Origin of the sequence: Desulfobacter sp. UBA2225 (genome assembly GCF_002348205.1) — a bacterium.
Taxonomy (GTDB): Bacteria; Desulfobacterota; Desulfobacteria; order Desulfobacterales; family Desulfobacteraceae; genus Desulfobacter; species Desulfobacter postgatei.
This window is the reverse complement of sequence record NZ_DDYV01000068.1, coordinates 1-4,653: the sequence shown is the minus strand read 5'-3', so window position 1 is coordinate 4,653 and position 4,653 is coordinate 1. Positions and strand designations below refer to the sequence as shown.

General features: G+C 43.0%; 6 protein-coding genes and 2 pseudogenes. 2 read left to right on the top strand and 6 right to left on the bottom strand.

Annotation, left to right across the window (positions count from 1 at the left end; genetic code table 11):
• From B3D59_RS03760 to B3D59_RS03740, 5 genes and pseudogenes are all read right to left on the bottom strand, one after another.
• Positions 1 to 445 (bottom strand): annotated as a pseudogene (locus B3D59_RS03760) (hypothetical protein); the annotation flags it as partial.
• Positions 446 to 512: 67 nt separating this feature from the next.
• Positions 513 to 959: a hypothetical protein gene (locus B3D59_RS03755; RefSeq protein WP_286817781.1), complete on the bottom strand. Its 447-nt coding sequence runs from the start codon at positions 957 to 959 to the stop codon at positions 513 to 515.
• 357 nt (positions 960 to 1,316) lie between these two features.
• Complete coding sequence (locus B3D59_RS03750; RefSeq protein ID WP_286817780.1) at positions 1,317 to 1,787, bottom strand: YaiI/YqxD family protein; 471 nt, start codon at positions 1,785 to 1,787, stop codon at positions 1,317 to 1,319.
• 3 nt (positions 1,788 to 1,790) lie between these two features.
• Positions 1,791 to 2,144 (bottom strand): TraR/DksA family transcriptional regulator, encoded by a 354-nt coding sequence (locus tag B3D59_RS03745; protein WP_286817779.1) that lies wholly within the window; start codon positions 2,142 to 2,144, stop codon positions 1,791 to 1,793.
• Between the two features lie 172 nt (positions 2,145 to 2,316).
• Positions 2,317 to 2,517: a hypothetical protein gene (locus B3D59_RS03740; RefSeq protein ID WP_286817778.1), complete on the bottom strand. Its 201-nt coding sequence runs from the start codon at positions 2,515 to 2,517 to the stop codon at positions 2,317 to 2,319.
• Positions 2,518 to 2,895: 378 nt separating this feature from the next.
• Between B3D59_RS03740 and B3D59_RS03735 the strand changes: the two genes are divergently transcribed.
• Both B3D59_RS03735 and B3D59_RS03730 read left to right on the top strand, forming a co-directional pair.
• Positions 2,896 to 3,492 (top strand): Uma2 family endonuclease, encoded by a 597-nt coding sequence (locus B3D59_RS03735; protein WP_286817777.1) that lies wholly within the window; start codon positions 2,896 to 2,898, stop codon positions 3,490 to 3,492.
• 44 nt (positions 3,493 to 3,536) lie between these two features.
• A complete protein-coding gene (locus tag B3D59_RS03730; protein WP_004074755.1) occupies positions 3,537 to 4,112 on the top strand; it encodes a recombinase family protein in 576 nt (191 codons plus the stop codon).
• Positions 4,113 to 4,369: 257 nt separating this feature from the next.
• Here the strand turns inward: B3D59_RS03730 and B3D59_RS03725 are convergent.
• Positions 4,370 to 4,653 (bottom strand): annotated as a pseudogene (locus B3D59_RS03725) (arsenic resistance protein); the annotation flags it as partial.

Below are 4,653 nucleotides of genomic sequence, written 5' to 3'. Positions count from 1 at the left end.
CGCTGCTTTCCCCATCCGCCTCGGCCTGCTGTGCATGCTTACGCTTGATAAAGCTCCACATTTCATCAAGTTGCACTTCGGTGACCGGCAAGTCTCTGAGCAGGTGCGTGTTAATCTCATGAGCTTTTTGCGCAGCACGATCAAGCCACATCAAAACCGTTTCTTCGGTGACGCCCAAGACAAAGCCAATGTCCGTCAACCCGACTTTGACCAAGAGCATCTTCAGGGCCATCATCACCTTGTCTTCCGGGGTCCGCAGGTCAAAGAAGACGGTATCACGTGTCTCAGCAAAGCAGTGATCACATTTGTTGCAATAAAATATACGTCGTTTTCCGCTCTGGGTCATATAGGTCGAAATGGCGCTAATATTACCTCGGTTCATCAGCCGATAATGGGAACATTCCGGGTTTGGGCATGGCTGGTCCCAGTCCTTGGGTTTTCGCATAGGTCAATCCTCCAATCAATTCGGTAGATATATCCAAACTGATAGGATAATTAGCCTTTTTTCTTTTTCAAAGTATTACCGGGTGAGTACCAGATTTAACAGGCTTACCATATTTGTCACTGATCATAGAACTGATCTCATTGAGCAATACAGAATTTTTTGTTTTCTGATTCGGCCAATTAATTTTTACTGCATACAGGTGTCTTGTTTTTGCTGTAAAAATTAGCTCAACCTTGGCAAAATGCCCTAACAAATTTGTGTTGTAATAAAAATGGGTTGCATCCGAGTACTTTCTGATCATTGGATGAAATTTTTTATTCACCGTTATGATCCCATGTTTGTGTAAAGGAAGATCATTGCTTTCGGCTATATCGATTGCCTGAAGAACCGTAGATCCAAAAGGCCAAACATCAAATTGAAAATCATTTTCTTTTGGTTTTGTCTCTGAATCAAACTCAACTCTATCAACTTTGTCTTTGGCAATTCCAACAGTAGCACCGTAAAGAATGTACATAAAGTACCCGTCATCCAACCAGATATTTTCGGAGTGAATAACCTTCCCATTTTTCAGAAACAAAGTATCTGCGTGGCAGAGTGTAGATAAAGAGATGATACAAATAGCACTGAATAATATAATTCTCCAGAATTTGAACATCAAAATTCCTTATGTTGTGATTTTAGAAATGATCAAAGTGAAAATAGGTTATGAGTAACAAGTGGAGGATGGAAAGTCAATTGGGCCCTAACTTCCGAGAACTTTAATTATCGTTCGACGGCAATTATAATTGACGCTGATCATTAATACAATGCATCCAAAATGCAAAAAAACAGCCAGGAAAAAAAGCCTGAGAATTAATGGGAGGGCTAAACGCTAATCTCTGGCAGATAAGAACCGATCCAGGCTGTTGGAAAAATTCTGGCAATCCTTCTGGATCATAGGCGGGGGGCCTTTGGTCTCCACTCCGCTGGACCGCAGATTCTGTATGAGATCTCTGACATAGAGTCGGGAAGTGATATTCTCCCGGGTGTAAAGCCCTCCCCTTGGATTCAGTGCTGTACCGCCCTTGGCGATAACCTCCGAGGCCAGGGGGATGTCTGCGGTGATCACCAGATCCCCTGGCGTCATCTGTTTGACAATTTCATTGTCGGCAATATCAAATCCCGGGGCCACCTGAAGAAAATCAATATAAGGGGACTTCGGAATCCGTAGATTTTTGTTGGCCACCAGGGTCACCCGGATTTTTGTCCGGTTGGCTGCTCTGTATAACAAGTCCTTGATTTTTACCGGGCAGGCATCCGCATCTACCCAGATGACCATCGAATTCTTGATGGAATCATTCATTGTTTAGCTTTGGCCCCTGCTGAGCTTTTCTGCACACCCTACACATAGTGAGGTTTCAGGCATGATTAGCAGCCGTTTGTGGGGAATGGATTCTTCGCAGTGCAGGCAGTATCCAAAATCAGGCGTTTCAATTGAAGCAAGCGCTTTTTCAAGGGCTTTGAGGGTACGTTTTGATTTTGCCAGCGACGCCTCATTGATACTTCTGCTGTTAATGGCTTCCATTCGTGTCAGCCTGCCAATGGCATTATCCGGGGACACCGGTTTTGACAGATCGCCAAAGGTTTCAATGGTCTTTTTCAGGGTGTTTATTTTTTCAACGATTGCCTGTTTAATTTCTTGCTTCTGGTTTGGATTCATAGGTGTTCAGCCGTTTTTATTCTTCCCTTGATTCATATGCTGCAATTTCATCTCAGACAACCTCGTTGCTTGCTTCAGCTTCCTTTGCTAAGGAATGAGCACGAAATAAGATGCCCAGTTAGAATTTTCAAACGTACAGCCTAGAATGGTCGCCTGTTTTGAAATGGGCAAGTTATTTAAAATTCGTTCCTAAGCTGTCATACAAGGCCTGGTCTTCTTCAATGGTCCACGGGCTTTGTTCATAGGGCGCTATGAACTCTATGGCGTTAAGCCTTAGGTCCTCTCCTTCAAGGGCTTCCCGGATTATCGGAATCGCATCCAGAACATCCCCGGCCTTAATGTATTCTGGGGACAGCTTACTCAATTCAAACAAGAAACATGCTACGGTCAAACCGTAGATGTTCAGAGTTCACGGCGGCTCCGTCGCCGTAAATCGCCCATATTCAAAGATTTTGAGGAATTAGAGGCCCTACAATGTGTCTATTTATGGTATCATTGAATCCAGAGAACCTTTCCACACAAGGCGTTGACTACTTCTGATATTGATGATGTCAACTCGAATCTTATTAACCTATAAAGTGAGCCCGGCCTGAATTATTCCGAGTCGCTACAATTACCGATCAAAAACTACAGTTTTTGGAACATCAGTTGTACCCGAGAACAATCATGTATCAAAAAGTTGTTTTTAATTTTTGTTACATGATGTTATATAAATTCTAAAAGTTTTTGGTACACAAACAGGAGGTAGAATATGCCAGCACAGCCGCAAGAGAAAAATTTGATGTCACCGGCTGAATATTTGGAGATGGAAAGAACCTCTCTGGATATTAAGCATGAATTTTTTAATGGTGAGGTTTTCGCTATGGTTGGGGCCAGCAGGAACCACAACCGCATAAATGTGAATTTGACAAAAAAATTAGGGATAAATTTTGAAACCAACCCGGCTCATTGCGAAGTATTTTCTAATGACATGCGGGTTAAAACAGCAGAAAATTATACCTATCCTGATCTTACTATTTCCTGTGGTGATGCAAAATTTGAAGATGATAAGTTTGATACCCTAACAAATCCTGTTATCGTTATTGAAATTCTTTCAGATTCAACCGAACGTTTTGATAGGACGAAAAAGTTTGCTTATTATCGGGCAATTCCTACGCTTCAAGAATATATCCTTGTTTCCCAACATGAATGTTGGGTTGAGCAATATATACGCCAAAACGATATGTGGGGTTATCAATCATACGATAGGTTAGAGCAGATTTTGAAGCTGGAATCCGTTAATTTTGAACTGCCGTTATCTGAAATCTATTTGAATGTTGCGTTTGAAGATGAGCCTCGCAAAATTTGAAATCAGCAGGAACAGCAGAATTTTTCAATAGAAGGGATTAGATAATGTACCCCAAAGGACATAAAGCGGAAATAGGCTATACAAGGGTATCATCAACAAACCAAAAAACAGACCGGCAACTTGACGGTGTACCTCTGGATAAAATTTTTGAGGATAAACAAACAGGCAAAGACACCAACCGGCCCCAACTTCAGGCTTGCCTGGATTACCTTCGGGAAGGGGACCGGCTGCACGTCCATTCTATGGACCGGTTAGCCCGGAGCCTTGCTGACCTCCAGGCCATGGTTCAAGGCCTGACCAGTCAGGGGATTGTTGTCAAATTTCACAAGGAAGGCTTGGAATTTACCGGAGAGGACAATCCCATGTCTATGCTGATGCTTCAGATCATGGGAGCCGTTGCGGAATTCGAGCGTTCCCTGATCCGGGAACGGCAAACTGAAGGGATAAAAAAAGCCCTGGCAAAAGGCGTGAAGTTCGGCAGGGCTCCAAAATTGACCCTGGCCGATAAGTGTCAGATTGCTGATCTGGTGGAGCAAGGGCAAGAAAAGAACGCTCTGGCTGAACAGTTTGGGGTGTCCCGGCAGACCATTTACCGGGCGTTAAAAGAAGTTCAAGCGTAAATCAAAAATTCTGGAAGAATTAAGATGTGTGGATGCATTGCATGTCGATGCAGATAATGTCGAATAATCCAGGTCCGGTAACATGTAAATCTGGCCGAGGTATTCTGATAAAATCAAGCCATTATATATAGGTTCGCTCAAACCTTTCTGAAGGCAGCATTCAATAACAAAAATATTCAACGCCTTTACTATCAAGGGTTACACCCCACATAAATAGACACAGTCAACTCTCAATCCCTATCCTCAACATCCTTTTTTTAAGCTCCAAACCAATGGGTCGTTTTTTTACAGAAGCCCACCAGCATAAGCATTACAGGAACTTCTATTAAAACGCCAACCACGGTGGCCAGTGCTGCTCCGGATGAAAGGCCGAAGAGCATAACGGCGGTTGCAATGGCTACCTCAAAATGGTTGGAAGCCCCGATCATGGCAGCAGGTGCAGCATCTTCATATTTCAGTTTAAGAAATTTTGCTGCAGCATATCCCAGGGCAAAGATCAATATTGTCTGGATAAAAAGCAGGGCAAACGCATTTAAATTGT